Origin of the sequence: Comamonas sp. 7D-2 (genome assembly GCF_022749555.1) — a bacterium.
Classification (GTDB): Bacteria; Pseudomonadota; Gammaproteobacteria; order Burkholderiales; family Burkholderiaceae_C; genus Comamonas; species Comamonas thiooxydans.
The window spans coordinates 5,091,006-5,112,174 of record NZ_CP094238.1; the positions used below are offsets into that span (position 1 = coordinate 5,091,006).

The following is a 21,169-nucleotide window of genomic DNA, read 5'->3' on the forward strand; positions in this document are numbered from 1 at the left end:
TCAATACCGCACTGTTTGGGAGTTGGCGCCACGCACGAATTCAACGGGCAGGGAAGAGTCTGCGGAAGCGGTACGTGTGCGCGGCACAGCAGGCTTGGCAACCCCGGCTGTCATGGGCTTGGCCGCATTCATGCGCGCTGCCGAAGTGCCTGCAGACCCTGCCAGGCTGCTCATGGCCACACCGGCCTGCGCTGCGTCAGCACCTTCCAGCGGCGCTGCAACGGCTCCTTTGGACATGGCCACAGTCAGCACGCCGGGCAGCGGCGCAAACTTTTCCATATCCGGCCCTGTCATATCCGTCGGATTGCGCAGTGCGAGGACCAAGCTGCCGTTAGAGCCTCCCAAGGCCAGTTGGCTCACCTCTGCCACAGGTACTGCAAGCACTGCAGTGCGGGCGTTGTCGGGGCCATTGGCCTGCTTGCCTTCTGCTTTCTCAGCCGTAGTCAGTGCATCGACTGACGCCGCGCCATAGGCCAGCACACGCTTGCGCGAGAGCAGCAAGCGCGCCTGGCTCTGGTCGATTTCATTGCCATCGCGGCGCAGTACAAAGAAGACATCGACAAAGTCCCCAGGGCGTATGCGATTGCCGGCGCCAATGCTTTCATCGACCTTGACGGCGACGGCACGCTCACCTTCTGCGACCTTGAGGGCAAGGCCCGTCACCATCTGCCCTTGGAGTACAGGCGCGCCCTTGGGAATGTCCACCGCGGGAACGGAGCCAATAGCAGCCTGAATCTCGCCAAAAGCACCATCGGGCTTGACGGGCAACTGCGTGAGCTGCAGATCCTCGGCCTTGAGTGTCTGACCCGCCGGAACGGCCTGTGCAGCCACAACTAGGTTCACATTGGCGCTGGACTTGCTGTCGTCATTTGTCGACTGAGCCTGAAGATCTGCCATCTGAGGTGTCTTGGCGAGCATCCAGCCATAAATGCCCAAAGCCAGAGCAATGGCCAGCAAAACACCGACTGCTATCTTTGCAATATTTACCATAACGCCCCTCTCTTATTGCTCTGTATCTTCGGCAGTGCTTTTTAATTTTTTAGTCCAGCAAACTTACCTGTGCCACTGCACCGCCCCTCAACACATCTGGAGTTGGCACACTTAGCAACGGCCCTAACAATCTAGGAATCAATGGTGAATCGGCATAGCTGTAATTAATTCGGACATTGACACAAGAAACGCCTGCACTCGCTGCAATACCTGCACAGTCACCCGAAGAAACATAAATCCCTGGAGCATCTGCGCTTGCGCTATCCATGCAAGAGCCTCCACCCAAGCCACCTCCCATTTTCCTTAGCCAATCCACCGCACCAGTGGCCATAGCACATGCTGCATTTTTACGAGCAGCAATTTGCAATGTATCAGCCGGTAACTGAGCCGGATACCGCACTGCTGCCCTGGCACCTTCCGCAGCAGCTAATGTCAAAGTCTGTTGCGCAGCAAAAATCAAACCATAGGTAACTATGGCGTAGAAAATTAAAAAAAAACAGGCAGGAGAATTGCGAACTCAATCGCTGCTGCACCTTGCTGTTTATTTTGAACTTGCATATTTTCTCCTTTCTCCCATCCATTATTTACTTATCATTAAAACGATTACGGTAGCGATGGAAAGATATGTAACGTAAGGAATAAATTTATCATTTCTTTTAGGAAAATCAAGACTTCCACCCAAAAAAATCAAAACGAAATATCTCCACTTAGAAAAAATCCCATGAATCAATGCAAATGAACAACTTAGCGCCCATACAGGCAATAAGAAATTGAAGCCAATAAATGCCCCCAATGCCATACCAAATTTCACATCACCCGCCCCCATCTTTCTAAAAAAATAAAAAATAAAAAATACAAAAAAACATACCAAAGCAGAAATTAATGACTCCCCGAAACTCACCCCCAAAGGATGAATTTCAGGGCCCATGGCTGAAGCTGCAAAAGCCAAGAACAGGCCAAATATCACGACCAAATTCCTCGCTTTGCGATTTCTGAAATCATCAACCCCAGAAAAGCATAACCACAGCAAGAATAAAATCATCACATTAGTATTTACTTTCCCACCTTTGTCAGCTCGGTCACAATGGCTTGGAACATCGCAGACAACTTTGTCCCAATTGATGATACAGATGCAATAATTCCCACAGCAATCAATCCTGCGATCAGGCCGTATTCAATCGCCGTTGCACCTTCTTCATCACGCCAGAATTTGATGATTTGGTCTTTCATGACTAGCTCCTTCAACAATCAGGTTTGTAGATCGCTGTGGCTGTTTTCGACCACCGCGGAACCAATCTTACGAAGCCAGAAACATCTTGAAATATTTGAAATAGCTATCAACAACTATGCAGCATAGTTCTCGGCAATTTCAATCAATGTGCAAGCGAGTACTCCCACAGAAAAACCCCAATAAAAACAAAGACTTCACAAAACACCGAGACGCATCTGCAATTTTCTTGACTCTTCCCTCACATATGTCTTCCGGTTCAATCTACGCAATCTTCATTTATTTCCTACAGATTAATAGATTTCGTCCTACATTCAATAATCGGGTTAACCCTTGTTTTTAAATGAAAAAACAAAAAGGCCTGCAGATAGCAGGCCTTTCTGAAACAAAAGAGATTGCTCAATAAAGTGATTCGGAAATCACTGCAGAGCTTTAATCAATTTGAGAGCAATGTCCTGCAGCGGTGGCTGCAGTTTTCTATAGGAGTCGAGCAAGCGCTGCTCATCGCTGGGTAGCGATGCGGTCTCGGAATGCAGGCCTGCCATCAATTCCAGCGCCGTGGTCTGCAGCGCGACGGCCAGTCTTGCCAGCGTGTCATTCTTGAGAGTGCGAATGGCTCCCGACTCGATCTGCGAGATGGCGGATGCAGTGACATCCGCCATCTGCGCCAGGCGTCCCTGACTCAAACCCAGCGCCTGTCGCCGGGCGCGTATGCGTTCACCTAAATGCGTCATCTATCCCACTAACTCACACTGCACGCAAATGCCTGCGCAAATATCGCGCGACTTTTTGAGCACCCCAACAACCGAGACGCTTTTATAGAAGGCCTTTGCAACCCTAACTCGGTGGCAGCAAGCAAAGACCGCCCTGCGCCCCTTGGGGGAAAGCGCAAAGCGCCTCAGGCGATGGCTCTGGTCAGGCTCCGTGGCACTTCTTGAACTTCTTGCCGCTACCGCAGGGGCAAGGGTCGTTACGGCCGGGCTGCTCGCCCTTGACGATGGTTTCCTGGCGTGGGCCCATGCTCTTCCACAGACGGTACAGGTCATACACGGCCCAGATGGCTTCGCCAAAGGCATCCACACGTTCCTGGCTGGTCGAGGCAGGACCGGCTTCGTCGTACAGATTCAGAGCCGGCTCGTCCGTGTCGTCCTCGGTCAGGTTGACGATGAACTCCATGGCCGCGTCCAGCAACTGGGCTGCTTCCTTGTCGCGTGGCGCGGCCCATTCGTCGGCCCAGTTCTCCACCACGAACATGAAACCCAGCGCCCAGACCTGAGAGAACGACGGCACTTCTTCGCCAGCCAACTCGGCCTGTTCGGCTTCGGGCAGGATGGCGATGGCACCACGCGTGTCCAGCGCCTCGGGCTGGAAGGCCGCGTCGTCGGCCAGGGACTTGATGTCGGCGTCCAGTTGCTCGCGCACTTCGGCCAGGCGCAGCTCGAACAGCTCCATGAAACGTGCCTGCTGGGCCTCGTCCTTGAAGACTTCCAGCTTGGGCAGAGGCTGGCCTTCGGCCACTTGCAGGGCTTCGCCATCGCCCAGCAGCATGGGCATGTATTCGGCAGCGGCGATGGGGCGGCGTGTGCAGACCAGAGCGGTCAGGAAACCGTCACAGAATTCCCACTGGGGAATTTCGTCGCCGCGGGTGCGCAGCTCGTCGAGCAGCGCGTCCAGCTCTTCGAGCTGATCATTGCTCAGCGCGCCCTCGGGCATGTCGGCGAGAGCCGCGTCTTCTGCGGCGGAGTTAGGTGCTTGTTCTTGCATAGGGAAAGGCTTTTATGATGGCCCGAACCATTTCATCACTATCGAAGTGCAGGGCCGGGCGATGGATCAAGGGGACAAAGCATCCAGGATGGATGCCCCCGTACAGGCTGAATTTTAGCGGGCCGCCATCAACACACCCTGCCATGGGAGTATCTGCAGTGCATCGCTTCTTCAATAGTCTGCCCCTGCGCTATGGCGCCCTCTTCATTTCCGCGCTCGTGCTGGGCATTTCGCTCTACACGCTGACCACGGCAGGCAAGGGGCTTGGGTGGTTGATTGCGTCTTTGCTGCTGGTGCTTCTAGGCATCTGGGATCTGCTGCAAAAGCAGCACGCCATACTGCGCAACTATCCCGTCATGGGACATATGCGCTTCATCTTCGAATTCATACGCCCCGAGATCCGTCAGTACTTCATCGAAGGCGATACCGAGGCCCAGCCGTTCTCGCGCGCCCAGCGATCGCTGGTCTATCAGCGTGCCAAGGGTCAGGTCGACAACCGGCCGTTCGGCACCCAGCTCGACGTGAGTCAGCAGGGCTATGAGTGGGTCAACCACTCCCTGCAACCCACCAAGCTCAGCTCGCATGACTTCCGCCTCTGGATTGGCGGCACGCAGGAGCAACCAGCTGAAGGAGTGGATCCCTGCACCCGCCCCTATCACGCCAGCGTCTTCAATATCTCGGCCATGAGCTTTGGCGCGCTGTCGGGCAACGCCATCCAGGCGCTGAACCAGGGCGCGAAGATGGGCGGCTTCATCCACGACACGGGCGAAGGCTCAATCAGCCAGTACCACCGCATGCATGGCGGCGATCTGATCTGGGAGGTGGCTTCGGGCTATTTCGGCTGCCGCAATGCGGACGGCACGTTCAGCGAAGAGAAATTTATCGCCAATGCCACCGATCCGCAGGTCAAGATGATCGAGATCAAGCTCAGCCAGGGCGCCAAGCCCGGCCATGGCGGCATGCTTCCCGGCGCCAAGGTCACTCCTGAAATTGCAGCAGCGCGCGGCATACCGATTGGCGTGGACTGTATTTCGCCCTCCAGTCACAGCGCTTTCTCCACCCCTGTGGAGCTGATGCAGTTCATTGCCAGGCTGCGCCGTCTTTCAGGCGGCAAGCCCACGGGCTTCAAGTTCTGCGTCGGTCACCCCTGGGAATGGTTTGCCATGGTCAAGGCCATGCTGGAAACCGATATCACGCCCGACTTCATCGTCGTCGACGGTGCCGAGGGCGGCACGGGCGCTGCGCCTGTGGAATTCGTCGACCATGTGGGCGTGCCGCTGCAGGAAGGCCTGCTGCTGGTGCACAACACCTTGCTGGGCGTGAACCTGCGCCAGCGCATCAAGATCGGTGCGGCAGGCAAGGTCATCACGGCCTTTGACATTGCCCGCATGATGGCCCTGGGTGCCGACTGGTGCAATTCGGGGCGTGGCTTCATGATGGCGCTGGGCTGCATTCAGGCCCAGAGCTGCCACACCGGCACCTGCCCCACGGGCGTCACGACGCAAGACACCGTGCGCCAGCAGGCGCTGGTCGTGCCCGACAAGGCCACGCGCGTCGCCAACTTCCACCGCAACACCCTGCATGCGCTGCAGGAGCTGGTTCAAGCCGCCGGCCTCAGGCATCCCAACGAGATCACAGCCCACCATATCGTGCGCCGGCTGGACGACACCCAGGTCAGTCTGCTGTCCAACCTGATACTGCGCGTGGAGCCAGGCTGCCTGCTCAAGAACCTGGAGCGCCAGCACAAGGTCTTCCAGAACTACTGGCCGCTGGCCACGGCACAGAGCTTTCAGCCCCTGCATGAACCTGTATTGCGCCCATCAGCTGCGGGCGGCGCCGGCAACACGGCACAATCGCAAGCTTTTCCCCAACGCAACGGTATCTGGACCTGAGAAGCCAGAGCCTCGCGCCCGACAGATCCCACGCCGTGCCATCTCAGGATATTTCCGCCCAAGAACAGATGCCCTCTGCGCAGAACGCCATCGATTACCAGGCATTTCTGCGCGAGCATCTGGACCAGCCTCACAGCATCATGCGCTATGAACTGGCGCATGAAACCCTTTGGGTCAAGCGCGCCAACAAAGGCAACCCGGCCCTCAACTACTGGCTGCTGAGCACGCTGGCCAAGCTGTTCAGGGCCGCCGTGCTGCAGCCCGTGCCCAACCCCGGAGGGACCGAGTCCCTGCAAACCGAGGTGCGCCGCCTGCGCAGTTTCAAGGCCAAGGGGCTGCGCGTGCCGCAAGTGCTGGCCACGGACGACCAGGCCTTTGTGATGCGCCATCTGGGCCGCCCGGGCGAAGAAGCTCCATCGCTGAGCAATGCCATCGAGGAAGCGATTGCCCGGGGCGCGCAGCCCACGCTGGAGCTCTGGCGAAAAGGCCTGGAGGCCATCCAGCAGGCTCATGCCCGCGGCGAGGTGCTGAGTCAGGCCGTGGCGCGCAATATGGTGGTCTGCGCCGACGGGGTCATAGGCTTCATCGACTTTGAAGACGACCCTGCAGCCCATTTACCGCAAGCTGTCTGCATGGCGCGCGATGCGCTCAACTACGCCCAGTCCACAGCGCTGTTTCTGCAGCAGGCAGATGCGCTGGAGCAGGCCCGGGAGACCTGGCAGCAGTTTGTGCAGCAGCTTCCCGCCGAGGCCCGGCAGGTGCTGGAGCGCACCGTCAACAAACTGAGCTGGGTGCGCTTTCTGCCCCGCAACAAGAGCCTGGGGCGCGACACCCTTCGCGTGCTGGCTGCCCATGACTTGCTGACAGCGTCCCCGCTCTCTGCCTGAATGCAATTCAATCAATAACTACCAGCACTCTCCCCGATTGGGCTTGAAGCCTGAAACCCATGAAAAAAGCCCCGACCATCAGATCGGGGCTTTTTGGATTGAGGCCTGTGCGCGCTCAGGCGTGAGCGGACACCGCCTCGTTTTCTTCCTTGCCTGCCAGAGCAGCATCCAGCTTTTCGTAGTCCAGCGCGTTTTCCCACTTGGAGACCACCACGGTGGCGACGGCGTTACCGATGAAGTTGGTCAGCGAACGGCATTCGGACATGAAGCGGTCCACACCCAGAATCAGTGCCATGCCGGCCACGGGCACCTCGGGCACCACAGCCAGGGTCGCTGCCAGGGTGATGAAGCCAGCCCCCGTCACGCCCGCCGCGCCCTTGGACGACAGCATGGCAACCAGCAGCAGCGCGATCTGGTGGCCCAGGGTCAGATGCGTGTCGGTCGCCTGGGCAATGAACAGCGCAGCCAGCGTCATGTAGATATTGGTGCCGTCCAGGTTGAAGGAGTAACCGGTAGGCACGACCAGACCGACGACGGACTTGCTGCAGCCGGCCTTTTCCATCTTGTGCATCAGCGAAGGCAGAGCCGATTCGGAAGACGATGTGCCCAGCACCAGCAGCAGCTCGTCCTTGAGGTACTTGATCAGCTTGATCACGGAGAAGCCGCAAAAGCGCGCCACTGCACCCAGGATCACCAGCACGAACAGGGCCGAGGTAATGTAGAAGGTCAGCACCAGCTCGGCCAGGTTGACCAGCGAGCCCAGACCGAACTTGCCGATGGTGAAGGCCATGGCACCAAAGGCACCGATGGGAGCGAACTTCATCACGATGTTGACCAGCTTGAACACGGGCTTGGTCAGGGCTTCAAAGAAGTTCAGCACGGGCTTGCCGGCCTCGCCGACCATGGCCAGGGACACGCCGAACAGCACGGCCACCAGCAGCACCTGCAGGATGTTATCGCCCACGAACGGACTGATCAGCGTCTTGGGGATGATGTCCATCACGAAGCCGGTCAGCGTCATCTCATGCGACTTGGCCACATAGCCCTTGACGGCCGTCTGGTCCAGATCGGCGGGGTTGATATGCATGCCGGCACCGGGCTGCATGACATTGGCCACGATCAGGCCCACGACCAGCGCCAGCGTGGAGAAGGTCAGGAAATACGCCATGGCCTTGCCGAACACACGCCCCACGGCGCTCAGGTGCGTCATGCTGGCGATGCCGGTGACGATGGTCAGAAAGATCACCGGCGCGATGATCATCTTGATGAGCTTGATGAAGGCATCGCCAAAGGGCTTCATGGCCTCGCCGTAGGCGGGCTCGAAATGCCCCAGCAGCACGCCCACGATGATGGCGAACACCACCTGGAAGTAAAGCTGACGGTAGAACGGCAAGTGCTCGCGCGGAGCAGATTCTGTGGGCAGAGTGTGCACGCTGCATCTCCAAAATTGCGGGCGCACCACCGTGGTGCGCCGAATTGCTGCCGTTTGTACTCCCGCGCCCTTTTTGTGCCGATAACCCATTGGTATTAGGTCCGTACGCGCTCCCTGGGAGAGCATGCACCAACTTAGGGAAATCCCTAGTCCTCAGAATCCACACTGAACCTGCTCCAGAGCCACACTGGACTCCTTGATCACCCACTCTCGTCATGCGTCTTGCGCGAAACCTTGCCCGAAACCGACTGTTTCTGACCCTTGTCATCGTGCTCAGCGGCATGCTGCTGAGCATGTGGACCGCCAGTCGCGTCGCGCTGCAAACCTCTTTGCACGATGAAAGCGAAAGCGTGCAACGCCAGCTCACGCTCTATGCCCAGGCCATGGTGCAGCGCGTGGACCGCTACCGCACCCTGCCCGAGGTGCTCGCGCTCGATGCCGAACTCAAGAACGCGCTCAGCCACCCGCTCAGCGCCACCGAGGTGGACAGGCTCAACCACAAGCTGGAGCAGGCCAACGGCGCCAGCCGAGCTTCCACGCTGACCCTCATCGACAAAAGCGGCAAGGCCCTGGCCGCCAGCAACTGGCGCGACTCGCACAGCAATGTGGGCGAGGACTACAGCTTTCGCCCCTATGTGACCCAGGCGCTGAGCCAGGGCAGTGGCCGCTTCTACGGCATCGGCATGACCACGGGACTGCCCGGCTACTTTCTCTCCCAGGCCATTCATGATGATGACGGCTCGGTGCTTGGGCTTATCGCCATCAAGATCCTGTTTCAGGAGCTCGAAGGCGAGTGGAGCCAGTCGCCCGACATCGTCTTTGCCTCGGACGAGCATGGCGTGGTCTTTCTCTCCAACCGCGACGAATGGCGCTACCGCCTGCTGGAGCCGCTGTCCAGCAGCGACCAGCAGGAGGTGCGGGACACCCATCAATACGCGGGCCAGGCCCTGATTCCGCTCGGCTATCGCACCAGCCGGCAGCCTGCGGGCATCGGCATGCTGGCCCATTTCAGCCAGCCTCCCCTGGTCGACCCCATGCTCTGGCTGCGCATGGAACTCCCCGAAAGCCAATGGCAGCTGCACCTGCTGCACGACATCGTCCACAGCCAGACGGCCAGCCACTGGGCGGCAGTGGCCGCCGGCGGCCTGTGGCTGGCCGCATCGCTGCTGGTGCTCTATATCCGCCAGCGCCAGCGCCTGGCGGCCCTGCGCCAGCGCAGTCGCAAGGAGCTGGAGACCGTTCTGCACCAGCATGCGCAGGAGCTGCGCACCGCGCAGGACGGCATTGTCCAGGCCGCCAAGCAGGCCGACACCGGACTTTCGCGCAGCCTGCAGCATCTGCCACAAGGCGTGGTGGTGGTGGACCCACAGCTGCGGCTGGTGGCCTGGAACTCGCGCTATGTGGAGCTGTTCCGCTACCCGCCCGAGCTGATGCATGTGGGCCAGCCCATCGAGGCTCTGATACGCCACAACGCCAGGCGCGGCCTGCTGGGCAAGGGCGATGTGGAGTCTGCGATCCAACGCCGGCTCCAGCATCTGCGTAGCGGCAGCCCCCATCTGCACGAGAGCGCCAAGGGCGACGGCACGGTGCTGGAGATTCGCGGCAACCCCCTGCCCGATGGCGGCTTTGTCACCAGCTATGCCGACATCACCAGCTACAAGAACACGGCGCGCGAGCTGCGCAATCTGGCCGATACGCTGGAAAAGCGCATTGCCGATCGCACCCGGGACCTGGCCCAGGCCAAACAGGAGGCCGAGCGCGCCAACCGCTACAAGACCCGCTTTGTCGCCTCGGCCGTGCATGACCTGCTGCAGCCGCTGAATGCAGCGCGCATTTTCACCAGCCTGCTGCCCACCTATCTGCACGATGAGGCCGGCCGCCAACTGGCCCAGCGGGTGGACAAGGCACTGGCCTCTCAGGACGCCATCCTCACCAGCCTGCTCGACATCTCGCGCATGGAATCGGGCCAGCTCGAAGTCCGCGTGCGTGACTTCGCGCTCAACTCCTTGCTGGAAGTAGTGCACAACAATTTTGCGCTGCAGGCCGAGAACGAGGGCCTGAGCCTGCACTGCATGCCCAGCCGGCTGATCGTGCGCAGCGACGAGGCCCTGCTGCGTCGCATACTGCAGAACTTTGTCTCCAACGCCATCCGCTACACGCGCAAGGGCCGTATCGTCGTGGGCTGTCGCCGCCAGGGCGACCAGGTGCGCATCGAGGTGCATGACCAGGGACCGGGCATTCCCCAGAGCCTGCAAAAAGAGATCTTCGAAGAGTTCCGCCGCCTCGACGAAGGCCATGCCGACGACCGCGGCACCGGCCTGGGCCTGGCCATTGTGGAGCGCCTGGGCAGATTGCTGGACCATGAGATCGGCCTGCGCTCCACCCTGGGCAAGGGCAGCGTCTTCTGGGTCAAGGTTCCATTAGGGCAGGCTGCAGTATTGACACCGGTCTCCCAGGAGCCGTCTCCCAGCGCCCGCGTGGACAGCCCGCTGCAGGGCGGCACCGTCTGGTATGTGGAGGACGATCCCGCCACTCGCGACGCCACCTGCGCCCTGCTCGAGCGCTGGGGCTGCGATGTGCCGCTGGCCGCCAACGCCCCCGAAGCCCTGGCCTATGCAGCGCCCGGCAATGCCCCGCAACTGGTGCTGCTCGATGTGCATCTGGGCCAGCTCTACGGCCCCGATATCTATGCCCAGCTCTGCGAGCGCTGGGGCCGGCAGCCTCCAGTCATCCTGCTGACTGCCGAAGGCGATAGCACCCTGCGCCGCCAGGCTGCTGAACGCGGTTGGGGCTTTCTGGCCAAGCCGGTCAGGCCGCCGGCGCTGCGGGCGCTGATGAGCCAGACCTTTTTGCGCGGACGAGAAGGCGGGAGCGCCTGAAAGCCAAAGTCACTTCCAGCTGCGGCGCTTTCAGTGCATTGCGCCATAGCTATGAATTCAGGAGCTAAATTGGTCTGCACGCCATGACTGTACAAGCCGAGTGGCGGATTCTTCGATATGCTGCATCAGCCTCTGCGGCTTTCAGGCACGCGGGCCGTTCAACCCTGACAGAGACAGCATGCACCATCATCCCGTTGAATCCGCCGTTCCGCCCGGCAGCCGCATCGCACAGCGATTGGCCGGGGCCAGCTTTCACGACTCCTGGAGCATCGTCTCGGACGCCACAGGCCTGTCTGCACTGGAGCACTTCATTCTTGCCGCGCGGAAAACGCCGCGCTGGATTGAAATCTGCATGCGTGCGCGCAATCTGGTCGGCGGTCTGGTGGGGCTCAAGAACCTGGGCACCTTGTCGGCCCTGAAGCCCGGAAAACCAGCAGCCAGCTACGGCCCCGGCGATAGGGTCGGCATCTTCACAGTGTTCGAGAACACCTTTGATGAAGCCCTGATCGGCGACGACGACAAGCATCTGAAGGTCGTGCTCAGCATTCACCGCAAGAGCGACATCAGCTCCCTGGACACCGTCATCACCGTCACAACCGTCGTGCATGTCAAGAACGCACTGGGGCACCTCTACATGCTGCCCGTCAAACCCCTGCACAGGCTGATCGCTCCTGCCGTTCTGTCCTCCCTGGGAGGACGAACCCATGCTGCCTAAGGAGACACACCTCTTCATGCCTGCTCTTGCCTAGACGGTTGCCAAAGACATGCGCAACTACGACAGCCTGGCTCATCGACACAGCAGCAAAGACATGTGTGTGGAAAAGCCCATGTCACTCATTGCCAATCTGATCGGCTTTGCACCCGCAGAGGAAGACTTGCACTATGCGCTGGGCTTTTATGCCGGAGGCAGTGGCATTGACGACCGCCTGGCTGTGCGCTGCCGGATCGATCTCGCTCATTGGCCCGATGTGGTCAGCAGGCTGCGTCTGAAATCCGTGCATGAAGTACCGTGCGACGCCGACTGGCAAGAGGATTTCCTCTGGCTGATCGATGCGCAAGATGCCCAAGGCCCGCTCCAAGCCCATTGTCATCGCTTCATCAATGCGGCGAGACAGGTTTTTCAGGACCAGGTCGATCATCGCTGGGAGATCTTTTTCTCCCACGGCAGCGATATCAATGCATGGTGTGCGGTCTGGCGTAGCCAGGAGCATCTGAACTATCTAAGCTTCGATCAAGGCTGACACCCCGATGGCAGCCCGTCTCAACACAGGGGGTCGCCAGATGCTGAAATCCTATCGTGCCAGCTGCCATTGCAGCCGGGTTCAGGTTGAAGTCGGCCTGAACCTGAGCCAGCCCAGCTATCGCTGCAACTGCTCCATCTGCAGGCGCAGCCGGTTCTGGCCCGCCATCGCCAGCCCCGAAAATTTCCGCCTTATTACGGGCGAGAAGGAACTCACCTTCTATGTGTTTGGCTCGCAAAAGAACCAGCATTTCTTCTGTAAACGTTGCGGCATCCGCGTCTTTGGCGTGGGCCACGACACGCCGATAGGCCAGATGTACGGCATCAATATCGGCTGCCTGGAAGATCTTTCGGAGGAGGAGCTGTCGCGAATTCCCGTCACGTATGTCGATGGCATGCACGATCGCTGGGACGCGACGCCGGAGTTTTTCGCGCACTTGTAGCCATCGAACTGCGATGACGACTTGCAGCGGCAAGCTGCGCAGAAATGAGGTCAGAAAGGCCTCAATCCATGACCAACAAAGCGCAGCAAGCTATCGAAACAGAGAGCTCTTGAGGCACCAGGGCAATCAAACCTCGTGATCGTTTTCCAGGCTCTTGACCAGCACTGCCGCCTGGGTGCGTGAATAGCATTCGAGCTTCTTGAGAATCGCCGTCACATGGACCTTGACGGTGTTCTCGGCCAGGCCCAGTTCGTGCGCGATCTGCTTGTTGAGCAATCCGTCGGCAATGCACAGCAGCACACGAAACTGCTGAGGCGTGAGCTGGGCCAGGCGAGCGGCCAGGGCCGCATCGGCCTCCGAGCGCTCGGCCACCATGGAGGGAAAGCTGATATCCCCGCTCAGCACATCGTCAATGGCGGCACTCATATCGTCTGCCGCCGCAGACTTGGAGATAAAGCCTGCCGCCCCGAACTGCTGGGCGCGACGGATGATGCGAGGGTCGTCATTGGACGAGATGATGATCACCGGAACCTGCGCATATTCGCCGCGCAGATGCAGCAGGGACGAGAAGCCGCGCGCGCCGGGCATGGCCAGGTCCAGCAGCACCAGCTCGATTTCAGGATTCTCCTGCATCGCTGCGCCCAAGGTCTGGGCGCTGGCCGCCTCCACAATGCGGAATTGCGGAAAGCGGTCGTGCAGCACCTGGATCAACGCTGCGCGAAACAGCGGGTGATCGTCGGCAACGAGAAGAGTGGGCTCGGACATGGCCCGCAGTCTGCCACGGCTGGCACGGCGCTGCATCTGCAAAAACGCATATCCCGCAGCGCCCGGGCCTGTCCGTCACCCAGGCTGCAGCCCACTGAGTCCGGTTCTCAATCGAGCTTGATGTTGTTGGCCGTGATCACACGCCCCCATTTGCTGCGTTCGTTGCTGACGAATCTCTCCATCTGCTCGGAGCTGCCGGGCATGGGCTCGACCCCCATGGCTGCCAGACGGGCCTTGGTGCGCGTGTCGGCCAACGCAAACTGCAGCGACTGGCTGAACTTCTTGACCACCTCGGCCGAGCTGCCCTTGGGCACGACGATGCCCTGCCAGGCATAGCCTTCGAAGCCCTTGAGGCCCTGCTCCTGCAAGGTGGCGACCTTGGGCAGCACATCGATGCGGGCCGGGCTGGCCACGCCTATGGCCTTGAGCTTTTTCTCGCCGAGGAAGGGAATAATGGTGGCGCTATCGGCCCACATGGCAGGTATCTGGCCGCCGATCACATCCTGCACTGCGGGCGCAGCACCGCGATAAGGAACATGGGTCATATTGCCCAGACCTGCTTCTTCGCGGAACAGCTCGCCAACCAGATGATGAGGGCTGCCCAGGCCGGCCGAGCCCCAGCTCACGCCGGTCTTCTGCTGCTTGGCCCAGGCGACAAACTCGGTCAGATTGCTGACCGGCACATCGTTGTTGACCACCAGCAACATGGGGAAGCGCACCAGCATGCCCACGGGCTTGAAGTCCTTTTCGGCGTTGTAGTTGAGCTTGCGGAACAGAAACGGATTGGCAGCCAGCGTGGCGAAGTCGGCCGTGAACATCAGGTTGCCGTAGTCATGCGAGCGCGCGCTGTACTCGGCCGCGATATTGGTTCCCGCACCGGGCTTGTTGTTGATGACGATGGGGCGCTCCAGATTGCGGCCCATGGCTTCGGCAATCACGCGGGCCACCACGTCGGAGCCCCCGCCTGCGGCGTAGCCTATGACCCATTCCAGGGGCTTTTCCTGCGCCATGGCGGCCGGCCCTGCAGCCCATGCCAGCGTCGAGCAGGCCAGTGCGGCCAGAAATTTTTTGCGTTGCATCATCCTTGTCTCCTTGATTCATGGCCCCTTGAATAGATTTTGGTGACGGGGCCTTTAGGGGATGGCGCAGCTGCCGCCAGGCCGGCGGCTTGCTGCATCTCAAGCGGCAGCGTGTACCGGGGCAACCGGTGTCACGGCACCGCGCTCGGCCGGGTCCGCACCGGCAGGAGCGAATCCTGCGCTGGCGCGGGCCAGTTCGAGCGCATGCAGCAAGGTCTCTTGATGGCCGATGTGATTGGCCAGCAGCAGCACCAGGCGGGCATTGAGGGCGTGGCTTTGCGCGGTTTCCAGGCCCTGATGCGTGGCGATCAGGGCTTCATAGAAATCGTCGCAGGCCTGCAGATTCGGGTGAGTGGACAGCAGCATGGCAGTCTCCTAAAAAAGAGGGGAATCCTCAGAGGGTGTTGCACTCCACCAGGGACAGCGAGCAAGGACTTGGGCCGGCCACGCCGCCCCGCAACGAGGCTGTCGTCGGTTGCCCGCATGCCCCCTCCCGCGTAGCAAGAGAGGACGCCGTGCACACGGGGGAAGGCGCGCAGCGCCACAGGGGGTATTTCATGTCACGCCGCCGGCGCGCTGCAGCGCGGCACGCACGGCAGCCTCGTCGGGACGGCGCCAGCGCGCGCAGACATGCTGATCGGGGCGCAGCAGGTAACTGGTGCCGGGGCGCGCATCCAGGCGCTGCGCGGCCAGACCCTGGGCATCCAGCAGATCGGCTTGCGCGGCCCCGGCATCGCCCTCGGCGGCAATGGAGAGATTGAGCACACCGGTCAGCTCGCGCGCCCAGGCCGGCGTGGGGCCGAAATGCAGCAGCGTGAAGTCCGGGCCCAGGGCGCGCAGCAGCCAGGTGGTCTGGCTGTTGCCGGGACGGCGCATGGGCGCATCGCTGAGCACGGCGCCGGGCAGTTGCAAGCCTGCGAAGACCTCGCTGTCCGGCGTGTTGAGCGGCGAGTGATGCAGCGTGGCCGGCACCGACAGACGCCCGCTGTTGACGATGCGACGCGCAAACTCATGCTCGCGCGCCAGCTCCAGCGCCGCATCGCGAAACAGGCGGCTGATCTCGCTCTTGGGCGTGATGAAGTCGGTGGCGCGCGTGGAGTTGCGGATGTTCTCGTCGGCCGCGTATTCGCGCTCGGCGCCGTAGGTCGCGATCAGCGCAGCATCGGCCTGGCCGCGCAGCACGCGGTCGAGCTTCCAGGCCAGGTTTTCGGCATCCTGCACGCCGCTGTTGGCACCGCGTGCGCCGAAGGGCGAGACGCCATGCGCGCTGTCGCCCGCGAAAACCACGCGGCCGTGGACGAAGCGGTCCATGCGCAGGCAGGCAAAGGTGTAGACGCTGGCCCATTCGAGCTCGAAGTGCGCGTCCTTGCCCAGCAATGCGCGGATGCGCGGCAGGATGTTCTCGGGCTTTTTCTCCTCCTCGGGATCGGCCTCCCAGCCCAGCTGGAAGTCGATGCGCCAGACATCGTCAGGCTGGCGGTGCAGCAGCACGCTCTGGCCCGGATGGAACGGCGGATCGAACCAGAACCAGCGCTCGGTCGGGAAATCCGCATGCATCTTCACATCGGCAATCAGAAAGCGGTCGCGGAAGATGCGGCCATGGCTTTCCTGGCCCAGCAGACCGCGCAAAGGCGAGCGCGAGCCGTCGCAGGCCAGCACCCACTGGGCATCGATCCGGTAATCGCCCTCGGGCGTTTCCACTGTCAGTTCCGCCCCATCCTCGCGCGGCGCCAGCGCCGTGACCTTGTTGTGCCAGCGCAGGTCGATCAGCGGCAGCTGCAGTGCGCGCTCGACCAGATAGGCTTCGGCGTAGTACTGCTGCAGATTGATGAAGGCCGGGCGCTCGTGGCCGGCCTCGGGCAGCAGATCGAACTGGTAGAGCGACTGATCCCTGGCAAACACCTTGCCCAGATTCCAGGACACGCCCTTGTCCACCATGGGCTGGCCCACGCCCAGGCGGTCCCAGATCTCCAGCGTGCGCTTGGAAAAGCAGATGGCGCGCGAGCCCGTGGACAGCTTGCAGTCGTTGTCGAGCACCACCACCGGCTGGCCGCGCTGCGCCAGATCGATGGCCAGAGACAGGCCCACGGGCCCGGCTCCGACCACCACCACGGGGTGGCGAGCCGGCGCATCGGCATCCTGGTCCGCATGACGCCGATAAGGAATCTGGATGGACTGGATGTCGGCGGCGCTGCCGCGCAGGGCGTCAAGAGAAATGGCGGTGGTGGACATGGCGTTCATCGGTGCGCAAACCTTGAAAAGCGTGGATCTGTTTCTTGGGGCAAAAGCCGCCCCTCCGGCTCTTTGCGGCCGGATTCAAGCTCTGTTTTTTGATAGCTGCTACCGCTTTTCAATCAATGAGTTCAACGCTGTTTCCATTTGAATTCATTGAAATCAAAGCGCAAGCAGCTCCTGTTTTAGATAGCTTTGCCGTAGACCGCCGCGCCTGCGCAAGAGACTGCCGGCCGGGCGGCCCGGGAGGCGATCAGCCTTCCAGCGCCAGCCACATCTCGCGGTCGCGCTCGGCAGTCCAGATGCGCGGGTCGGCGTGGCCCGATGCTTCGTCATAGGCACGTGTCACGTCAAACGGCATGCAGTGGTTGAAGATCACCCAATGGCCGTATTTGGGCTGCAGCTTGGCAAAGGCTGCCTCGTAGACCTTGCGCAGGTCCTGGCGCGCATCGGCGCCGGCCTTGACCTCGGCCCACAGGTCGCTGATGAAATTGCGCGTGCCCGCCAGGCCGGCCTGCACTTCGGCGGAGTTCTGCAGCGCCGCACCGCGGCCGGGCACCAGCTTTTCGGGCTTGAGGGCGGCGATGGCGTCCAGCGTCTGCGGCCAGTCCTGGAAATAGGCGTCGCCGGCATAGGGCGTGGCATCGAACTCGACCAGATCACCGCTGAACAGCACCTTCTCCTGTGGCAGCCAGACCACGGTATCGCCCTTGGTGTGGCCGCGGCCCAGCTGCAGGATCTGAACCTCGAGCTTGCCCAGCCACAGCGTCATCTTGCCGGTGAAGGTCATGGTCGGCCAGGTCATGCCCTCGGGCACGCTCTCGACGTTCTGGAACAGGCGCGGAAAGCGGCCGATCTCGCTGGCCTTGTCCTGCTCGCCGCGCTCGACGATGAGGTCGTAGGTGTCCTGGCTGGCAATGATGTGCTCGGCGCCATAGGCCGAGGCACCCAGCACGCGCACCGCATGGTAATGCGACAGCGTGACGTATTTGATGGGCTTGTCCGTGACCTCGCGGATACGGCGGATCACGTCCTCGGCCATGACGGGCGTGGCCTGGGTGTCGATGACCATCACGGCGTCGTCGCCAATGATGATGCCGGTGTTGGGGTCGCCCTCGGCCGTGTAGGCATAAGCATGTTCGGAGAGCTTGTCGAAGCTCACCTTCTTGACTTCAAGGTCGGCGGCGGAGGCAAAGGTCTTGGTGCTCATCGTTGCAATCTCTTTGTTTTAAACAAATGCATTCAGCTTTATCGAATTTCTGAATGCTAGATATAAATTCAACATTGCACAATCAATTTGTCATAGTGAAAAACCCTTGAGACTTTCCAGCCGCTTTTCCACCGTCACAATGCCGTCATGCCTCATGCCAACTCTTCTTCGACCGACGCCCGTTTGATGCTTGAATCCAGTGCCGACGAACCCGCGCGCGCACCGCGCGGCATACAGAGCGTGGAAGTCGGCGGCCAGTTGCTCAAGGTGCTGGCGCGCACGGGCCGGCGCATGGCGCTCAAGGATCTGGCACGCGAGGCTGAGATGACGGCAGCCAAGGCCCACCCCTATCTGGTGAGTTTTTGCAAGCTGGGCCTGATGGAGCAGGATCGCGTCAGCGGCCATTACGGCCTGGGGCCGCTGGCCATTCAGATGGGACTCATCAGCCTGCAGCAGGCAGATCCCGTGCGCATGGCGATTGCCGAGCTGCCCGCCCTGGCGCAAGAGGTGGGCTACACCGTGTCGGTTTCCATGTGGAGCGGCCAGGGGCCGACCATCATCCGCGTCGAGGAAGGCCCGACCCATGTCTATGTGGCCATGCGCCACGGCACGCCGGCCTCCTTGCGCCATACCGCCACGGGCAAGATTTTTGCGGCCTTTGGCGACCCGGCCCGTATCGCACCGCTGCTGCAGGCCGAAGGCCACAGCCTGGACGAACCGGCGTTTGCCAAGGAGCTGGACACCATTCGCCGCAACCACCTGAGCGTGGTCGAGAACCAGTTGCTGTCGGGCGTAAGCGCGCTGGCGGTGCCGGTGTTCGACGGCTTCGGCCAACTGGTGCTGGCGATTGCCGCCATCGGCCCTTCGGTCACGCTGACGCTGGACCCCGCTGGTCTGCCGGCCCAGAAACTGCAGGCCCAGGCCCGTCAGCTATCCCTGCGCCTCGGAGCCCCGGCTGTGCTGACCGGGGCCTGAGACCTAGGCCCGGTAGCCCAGCGAAGCGCTGATACTGCGCGCCTCTTCGCATACAGCCTGGGCAATGCGGCCCTGCGGATCGGGGTCGAAGCCGCCGCTGGCCCCGAGCGCGCAGAGCACGGCCACCACATGACCGTTGTAGTCGAGCAAGGGCGCCGCAACGGCGCTGATGCCAGGCAGATTCAGGTCCCGGATCGCCGCACAGCCGGCTGCGCGAATCTCGCTGCGCAGCTGCTCCAGAGGCTTGCTCGCATGCAGCAGACGGCGATGCTCGGGGCTGGCTGCCTCCAGCTCGCGCGCCAGCAGCGCCTCGACCTCGGGCTGCGGCTCCATGAAGGCAAAGAATGCCCGCCCCGTGGCCGACCACAGCATGGACATGACCGAACCCACACGCACATTGACGGTAATGGGCAGGCTGGGCTCTTCAAAGCGCACGATGGTGGGGCCCATATTGCCCATGACCGCGACAAAACTCGTGACCTGCAAGGACTCGCGCAGATGCTGCAAAGCAGGCTCGGACATGCGCACAGGATCGTTCTGGCGCATCGCAGCCAGGCCGATATGGATGGCCTCGCGTCCCAGCGCGTACTGGGTGCCGCCACGATCCTGCTCCACCAGGCCCTCGGCCATGAGGCTGGCCAGATAGCGATGCACCTTGGCCGGACTTTCATCGACGGCAGCGCCGATGGCCGTGAGACTGGCACGCCCGCCCAGCCCGGCCAGTGCCTTGAGCACGGCCAGACAGGTCTCCGCTGCCTGCACACGCTGGCGACGTTGATCCGGCTCTTGCCGGGCATTCTGCGACGCCACTCTTGCTGCGGGGCTGGCTGCTTGCCGCTTCGCCATCGCCAAAGTCTTCTTCTCGATTTTCATAGCTGGTTGCGCCTGTCTCGTAAGCCGTTGAAGACATTTTCACGCATGTCTCGTGCTGGCTCTCGGGTAATCCCTTGAAGCATATTTACGCTATGCGTATAAAAATTACGCAAAACAATTTCCGTATTAAAGCGGAACCGCAGGCGGAGTGAAGCTTGGTTAACCCGCAGGCAAACAACACCACAGCCCAGGAGACACCCTCAATGAAAAAACGCCTATTCACCGCCTCGGTTCTGGCCACCAGCATGCTCTGGCTGGCCGCAGCCCCTGGCACCGCCGTGGCCCAGGACAAGTACCCGAGCAAGAGCGTGCGCTGGATCGTGCCCTATGCCGCCGGCGGTGGCTCGGACTTCCTGGCCCGCACCATAGGCCAGGCCTGGGGCGCCCACGCCCATCAGCCCATCGTCGTGGACAACCGCCCGGGCGGCAACACAGCCATAGGCGCATCGGAGACCGCGCGCGCACCGGCCGACGGCTATACCGTGCTGTCGGCCGACAACGGCACGCTGATCTTCAACCCCGTGCTCTACAAGAGCCTGAGCTACAACCCCGGCAAGGACCTCACTCCCGTCACGCTCATGGGCCGCTTTCCCATGATTCTGGTGGCCGGCCCCGCCGAGAAGGCCAAGACCGCCAAGGAGTTCATTGTCGCCGCCAAGGCCAGTGCCGAGGGCGTGAACTACGGCTCCGCCGGCGCGGGCAGCCCCCATCACCTGGCCATGGAACTGCTGAAGTCCGAGGCCGGCCTCAAGCTCGCCCATGCGCCCTATCGCGGTGCGGCTCCGGCGCTGGCCGATGTGGCGGGCGGTCAGATTCCCGTGATGATGGTGGACCTGGCCGCCGGCGCCGGCTTCATCAAGGGTGGCAAGGTACGTCCGCTGGCCGTGGCCAATGCCACGCGCCTGCCCCAATTGCCCGATGTGCCCACCTTCGGCGAGCTGGGCCTGCCTGGCGTGCAGGCTGCGGCCCTGGTCGGCATGGTGGCTCCGGCCAAGACACCGGCCAATGTCGTCACGGCGCTGAACAAGCAGGTGGTCGCCGCCATCAACGAGCCTGCCGTCAAGCAAAAGCTCATCGACTTTGGCGTGGAGCCCGTGGGCAACACGCCCGAGCAGTTCCAGGCGCTGATCCACAGCGAAAGCACACGCTGGCAGAAGCTGATCAAGGATCTGAACATCACGCTGGACTGATTGCCCCGCTGATCCATGCCGCAGAGGCTGGCGGCAGGCCGCCTCTGCACTCTCGTCCGATGGCGCAAGCCATCTCCTGCCTCTTTGCGT

At 61.5% G+C, this 21,169-nt stretch carries 22 protein-coding genes; 9 read left to right on the forward strand and 13 right to left on the reverse strand.

Annotated features, from left to right (window positions below; genetic code table 11):
* The 6 genes from cpaB to MPZ60_RS23440 form a co-directional block, all read right to left on the reverse strand.
* Positions 1–990 carry a Flp pilus assembly protein CpaB gene (gene cpaB / locus MPZ60_RS23415; protein WP_034355126.1) on the reverse strand — a complete coding sequence of 330 codons (990 nt, stop codon included), beginning with the start codon at positions 988–990 and terminating at the stop codon, positions 1–3.
* A 49-nt stretch (positions 991–1,039) separates the two neighbouring features.
* Complete coding sequence (locus MPZ60_RS23420) at positions 1,040–1,450, reverse strand: pilus assembly protein (RefSeq protein WP_316249325.1); 411 nt, start codon at positions 1,448–1,450, stop codon at positions 1,040–1,042.
* A 120-nt stretch (positions 1,451–1,570) separates the two neighbouring features.
* Positions 1,571–2,032, reverse strand: a complete 462-nt coding sequence (locus MPZ60_RS23425) for a prepilin peptidase (protein ID WP_080746149.1) — start codon at positions 2,030–2,032, stop codon at positions 1,571–1,573.
* An 11-nt stretch (positions 2,033–2,043) separates the two neighbouring features.
* Positions 2,044–2,220: a Flp family type IVb pilin gene (locus tag MPZ60_RS23430; RefSeq protein ID WP_063663527.1), complete on the reverse strand. Its 177-nt coding sequence runs from the start codon at positions 2,218–2,220 to the stop codon at positions 2,044–2,046.
* A gap of 417 nt (positions 2,221–2,637) precedes the next feature.
* The gene (locus tag MPZ60_RS23435) at positions 2,638–2,952 is read right to left on the reverse strand and encodes a helix-turn-helix domain-containing protein (protein ID WP_034355129.1); all 315 of its coding nucleotides are present in this window, start codon (positions 2,950–2,952) and stop codon (positions 2,638–2,640) included.
* A gap of 181 nt (positions 2,953–3,133) precedes the next feature.
* Positions 3,134–3,931, reverse strand: a complete 798-nt coding sequence (locus tag MPZ60_RS23440) for a YecA family protein (protein WP_003076152.1) — start codon at positions 3,929–3,931, stop codon at positions 3,134–3,136.
* A 194-nt stretch (positions 3,932–4,125) separates the two neighbouring features.
* Here MPZ60_RS23440 and MPZ60_RS23445 point away from each other — a divergent pair, with 194 nt between their 5' ends.
* On the forward strand, positions 4,126–5,874 hold the full coding sequence (locus MPZ60_RS23445; RefSeq protein ID WP_034355134.1) for an FMN-binding glutamate synthase family protein: 1,749 nt from the start codon (positions 4,126–4,128) through the stop codon (positions 5,872–5,874).
* Between the two features lie 68 nt (positions 5,875–5,942).
* On the forward strand, positions 5,943–6,761 hold the full coding sequence (locus MPZ60_RS23450; protein WP_034355136.1) for an RIO1 family regulatory kinase/ATPase: 819 nt from the start codon (positions 5,943–5,945) through the stop codon (positions 6,759–6,761).
* Positions 6,762–6,876: 115 nt separating this feature from the next.
* On the opposite strand, the gene MPZ60_RS23455 is transcribed toward MPZ60_RS23450, so the two are convergent.
* The gene (locus MPZ60_RS23455) at positions 6,877–8,193 is read right to left on the reverse strand and encodes a dicarboxylate/amino acid:cation symporter (protein ID WP_003068289.1); all 1,317 of its coding nucleotides are present in this window, start codon (positions 8,191–8,193) and stop codon (positions 6,877–6,879) included.
* Between the two features lie 215 nt (positions 8,194–8,408).
* On the opposite strand from MPZ60_RS23455, the gene MPZ60_RS23460 reads away from it, so the two are divergent.
* The 4 genes from MPZ60_RS23460 to MPZ60_RS23475 all read left to right on the forward strand — a co-directional run bounded on the left by MPZ60_RS23460 (position 8,409) and on the right by MPZ60_RS23475 (position 12,755).
* A complete protein-coding gene (locus MPZ60_RS23460) occupies positions 8,409–11,072 on the forward strand; it encodes a PAS-domain containing protein (RefSeq protein ID WP_034355139.1) in 2,664 nt (887 codons plus the stop codon).
* Between the two features lie 178 nt (positions 11,073–11,250).
* Positions 11,251–11,787, forward strand: a complete 537-nt coding sequence (locus MPZ60_RS23465; RefSeq protein ID WP_034355142.1) for a DUF2867 domain-containing protein — start codon at positions 11,251–11,253, stop codon at positions 11,785–11,787.
* Positions 11,788–11,899: 112 nt separating this feature from the next.
* A complete protein-coding gene (locus MPZ60_RS23470; RefSeq protein ID WP_242607070.1) occupies positions 11,900–12,313 on the forward strand; it encodes a hypothetical protein in 414 nt (137 codons plus the stop codon).
* A 7-nt stretch (positions 12,314–12,320) separates the two neighbouring features.
* Entirely contained in the window at positions 12,321–12,755 is a 435-nt protein-coding gene (locus tag MPZ60_RS23475; protein WP_242899883.1) for a GFA family protein, read from the forward strand.
* A gap of 126 nt (positions 12,756–12,881) precedes the next feature.
* Here the strand turns inward: MPZ60_RS23475 and MPZ60_RS23480 are convergent, their stop codons facing one another.
* The 4 genes from MPZ60_RS23480 to MPZ60_RS23495 all read right to left on the reverse strand — a co-directional run bounded on the left by MPZ60_RS23480 (position 12,882) and on the right by MPZ60_RS23495 (position 16,831).
* Positions 12,882–13,520, reverse strand: a complete 639-nt coding sequence (locus tag MPZ60_RS23480; protein WP_003068280.1) for a response regulator transcription factor — start codon at positions 13,518–13,520, stop codon at positions 12,882–12,884.
* Between the two features lie 107 nt (positions 13,521–13,627).
* The gene (locus tag MPZ60_RS23485; RefSeq protein WP_187771835.1) at positions 13,628–14,602 is read right to left on the reverse strand and encodes a tripartite tricarboxylate transporter substrate binding protein; all 975 of its coding nucleotides are present in this window, start codon (positions 14,600–14,602) and stop codon (positions 13,628–13,630) included.
* A 96-nt stretch (positions 14,603–14,698) separates the two neighbouring features.
* Positions 14,699–14,965, reverse strand: a complete 267-nt coding sequence (locus MPZ60_RS23490) for a DUF2783 domain-containing protein (protein ID WP_003068276.1) — start codon at positions 14,963–14,965, stop codon at positions 14,699–14,701.
* A 189-nt stretch (positions 14,966–15,154) separates the two neighbouring features.
* A complete protein-coding gene (locus MPZ60_RS23495; RefSeq protein ID WP_034355359.1) occupies positions 15,155–16,831 on the reverse strand; it encodes an FAD-dependent oxidoreductase in 1,677 nt (558 codons plus the stop codon).
* On the opposite strand from MPZ60_RS23495, the gene MPZ60_RS23500 reads away from it, so the two are divergent.
* Entirely contained in the window at positions 16,815–16,982 is a 168-nt protein-coding gene (locus MPZ60_RS23500) for a hypothetical protein (RefSeq protein ID WP_165571704.1), read from the forward strand. The two genes, MPZ60_RS23495 and MPZ60_RS23500, sit on opposite strands and share 17 nt — an antisense overlap.
* A 102-nt stretch (positions 16,983–17,084) precedes the next feature.
* Here the strand turns inward: MPZ60_RS23500 and MPZ60_RS23505 are convergent, their stop codons facing one another.
* Positions 17,085–18,041 carry an MBL fold metallo-hydrolase gene (locus tag MPZ60_RS23505; protein ID WP_034355148.1) on the reverse strand — a complete coding sequence of 319 codons (957 nt, stop codon included), beginning with the start codon at positions 18,039–18,041 and terminating at the stop codon, positions 17,085–17,087.
* Between the two features lie 147 nt (positions 18,042–18,188).
* Between MPZ60_RS23505 and MPZ60_RS23510 the strand changes: the two genes are divergently transcribed.
* Positions 18,189–19,016: an IclR family transcriptional regulator gene (locus MPZ60_RS23510; protein WP_034355151.1), complete on the forward strand. Its 828-nt coding sequence runs from the start codon at positions 18,189–18,191 to the stop codon at positions 19,014–19,016.
* A 3-nt stretch (positions 19,017–19,019) separates the two neighbouring features.
* On the opposite strand, the gene MPZ60_RS23515 is transcribed toward MPZ60_RS23510, so the two are convergent.
* A complete protein-coding gene (locus MPZ60_RS23515; RefSeq protein ID WP_034355361.1) occupies positions 19,020–19,862 on the reverse strand; it encodes an IclR family transcriptional regulator in 843 nt (280 codons plus the stop codon).
* Between the two features lie 230 nt (positions 19,863–20,092).
* On the opposite strand from MPZ60_RS23515, the gene MPZ60_RS23520 reads away from it, so the two are divergent.
* On the forward strand, positions 20,093–21,079 hold the full coding sequence (locus MPZ60_RS23520) for a tripartite tricarboxylate transporter substrate binding protein (RefSeq protein ID WP_034355153.1): 987 nt from the start codon (positions 20,093–20,095) through the stop codon (positions 21,077–21,079).
* Positions 21,080–21,169: the final 90 nt, after the last annotated feature.

Bases quoted from the DNA above. Each gene is read 5' to 3' on its own strand.
- cpaB (WP_034355126.1), bottom strand. From the start codon at position 990: ATGGTAAATATTGCAAAGATAGCAGTCGGTGTTTTGCTGGCCATTGCT.
- MPZ60_RS23425 (WP_080746149.1), bottom strand. From the start codon at position 2,032: ATGATTTTATTCTTGCTGTGGTTATGCTTTTCTGGGGTTGATGATTTC.
- MPZ60_RS23430 (WP_063663527.1), bottom strand. From the start codon at position 2,220: ATGAAAGACCAAATCATCAAATTCTGGCGTGATGAAGAAGGTGCAACG.
- MPZ60_RS23435 (WP_034355129.1), bottom strand. From the start codon at position 2,952: ATGACGCATTTAGGTGAACGCATACGCGCCCGGCGACAGGCGCTGGGT.
- MPZ60_RS23440 (WP_003076152.1), bottom strand. From the start codon at position 3,931: ATGCCCGAGGGCGCGCTGAGCAATGATCAGCTCGAAGAGCTGGACGCG.
- MPZ60_RS23445 (WP_034355134.1), top strand. From the start codon at position 4,126: ATGGGAGTATCTGCAGTGCATCGCTTCTTCAATAGTCTGCCCCTGCGC.
- MPZ60_RS23450 (WP_034355136.1), top strand. From the start codon at position 5,943: ATGCCCTCTGCGCAGAACGCCATCGATTACCAGGCATTTCTGCGCGAG.
- MPZ60_RS23460 (WP_034355139.1), top strand. From the start codon at position 8,409: ATGCGTCTTGCGCGAAACCTTGCCCGAAACCGACTGTTTCTGACCCTT.
- MPZ60_RS23465 (WP_034355142.1), top strand. From the start codon at position 11,251: ATGCACCATCATCCCGTTGAATCCGCCGTTCCGCCCGGCAGCCGCATC.
- MPZ60_RS23470 (WP_242607070.1), top strand. From the start codon at position 11,900: ATGTCACTCATTGCCAATCTGATCGGCTTTGCACCCGCAGAGGAAGAC.
- MPZ60_RS23475 (WP_242899883.1), top strand. From the start codon at position 12,321: ATGGCAGCCCGTCTCAACACAGGGGGTCGCCAGATGCTGAAATCCTAT.
- MPZ60_RS23480 (WP_003068280.1), bottom strand. From the start codon at position 13,520: ATGTCCGAGCCCACTCTTCTCGTTGCCGACGATCACCCGCTGTTTCGC.
- MPZ60_RS23485 (WP_187771835.1), bottom strand. From the start codon at position 14,602: ATGATGCAACGCAAAAAATTTCTGGCCGCACTGGCCTGCTCGACGCTG.
- MPZ60_RS23490 (WP_003068276.1), bottom strand. From the start codon at position 14,965: ATGCTGCTGTCCACTCACCCGAATCTGCAGGCCTGCGACGATTTCTAT.
- MPZ60_RS23500 (WP_165571704.1), top strand. From the start codon at position 16,815: ATGGCGGTGGTGGACATGGCGTTCATCGGTGCGCAAACCTTGAAAAGC.
- MPZ60_RS23495 (WP_034355359.1), bottom strand. From the start codon at position 16,831: ATGTCCACCACCGCCATTTCTCTTGACGCCCTGCGCGGCAGCGCCGCC.
- MPZ60_RS23505 (WP_034355148.1), bottom strand. From the start codon at position 18,041: ATGAGCACCAAGACCTTTGCCTCCGCCGCCGACCTTGAAGTCAAGAAG.
- MPZ60_RS23510 (WP_034355151.1), top strand. From the start codon at position 18,189: ATGCCTCATGCCAACTCTTCTTCGACCGACGCCCGTTTGATGCTTGAA.
- MPZ60_RS23515 (WP_034355361.1), bottom strand. From the start codon at position 19,862: ATGGCGAAGCGGCAAGCAGCCAGCCCCGCAGCAAGAGTGGCGTCGCAG.
- MPZ60_RS23520 (WP_034355153.1), top strand. From the start codon at position 20,093: ATGAAAAAACGCCTATTCACCGCCTCGGTTCTGGCCACCAGCATGCTC.